The organism is Wolbachia endosymbiont of Mansonella ozzardi (assembly GCF_020278625.1).
GTDB lineage: Bacteria > Pseudomonadota > Alphaproteobacteria > Rickettsiales > Anaplasmataceae > Wolbachia.
Window position 1 is genome coordinate 1 of record NZ_JADAKK010000025.1, and the last position, 1270, is coordinate 1270.

General features: G+C 35.3%; 1 pseudogene. It reads right to left on the reverse strand.

What is annotated here, in order from left to right:
- Nucleotides 1-934: 934 nt before the first annotated feature.
- Nucleotides 935-1270, reverse strand: a pseudogene (locus tag IHO40_RS03165) (GTPase ObgE); the annotation flags it as partial.

Genomic DNA, 1270 nt, shown 5'->3' on the forward strand with positions numbered 1-1270 from the left:
ACCTAGTATAAGCTAAAATGCGTTTGTTAAAGCGTTTAAGACAATAAAAAAAATGTCAATTTAAAAGATAGATAGTGAATAACTAGTTAACGGGGTTTCTTTTACCTTTTTTTCTCATTTGGTAAATTTATTAAATATTTATTGATAAAGCAACATTATAGATCCCAGTGTCAGCTACTTAGATGACAAGAGAAGGGGCTACTATAATGACATCCCCTTTGTCATCATAGTACTTGACACTAGGATCTACACTTTTTTCATCTAGATTCCAGCGCCACGCGCTGGAATGACAGAAAAAGGGACTCTGAAATGGCAAGAAAGGAGCACACAGCTGTACAAACATTGTGCTACTGGGAGGGTGCCATGCTAGTGTCAAGCTCTGGCATCCAGGAATTTTATTAAGTGGTGAGTATAAAAGTAGCTGTTTTATGTTAAAATACAGTGTTTTGACGATCATGGGAAGGGCTGGATCCCAGTGTCAGAGCACTGGGGTGACACCGTCTGTTACGCAAATTACCTGCTAATTGCAATGTTAATATAGCTGTGGGGTTGGGGTAATAAAAAAGGCTACTTGGATGATACCGTCATAAAGTGAAATTAGATCGAATATTTTGTATAAAATGGATTTCCAGCAAAAAATTACTTCGCCTATTTATTCAGTGTTACTATAATTACAGTAAAGATATTTAGAGAGCTCAAAATCTATCTCCATCTGCAGGCTTTTTTGTTAAACAACTGAAAAAAATATAGCGTATCTTCTTCAGTGTGCATGGGTGCACACACGTGCTTAATCTCCATAGTGTGTGTGTTGCGTTTTTTCTGAATTTTTTACATGATAGGGCTTTATGTCTAAAATATCCATTCTTGACAGAAAATTGTTTAAGTTGTCGAAAGTAATATCGGATTTGTTTATACGTGGCCATGAACGGGAAATTCATGAATTAAAAGGATCATATACATCAGTTTCCTTAGGGTTGTTCTTTTTCAATTTTTCACTTAATGACCTCAAAATGGGCTGTAAATCATCATCGATTGATAAGTATAGTACTTCTTTATCAAGGTAGTTAGCCAAGTGATTCTTCTTCTCCATAATTTCTGCTTCTTCCGATAAGTCACATTTGTTTAACACCACAACTTCCTCCTTTCTAACAAGATCACTATTGTAAAGCTCCAACTCATTGTGTGTGCAATCATACGCTGAAATGACATCATTGTGAGTTACATCAATTAAATGCAGTAAAATTTTACATCTTTCTATGTGCTTCAAAAA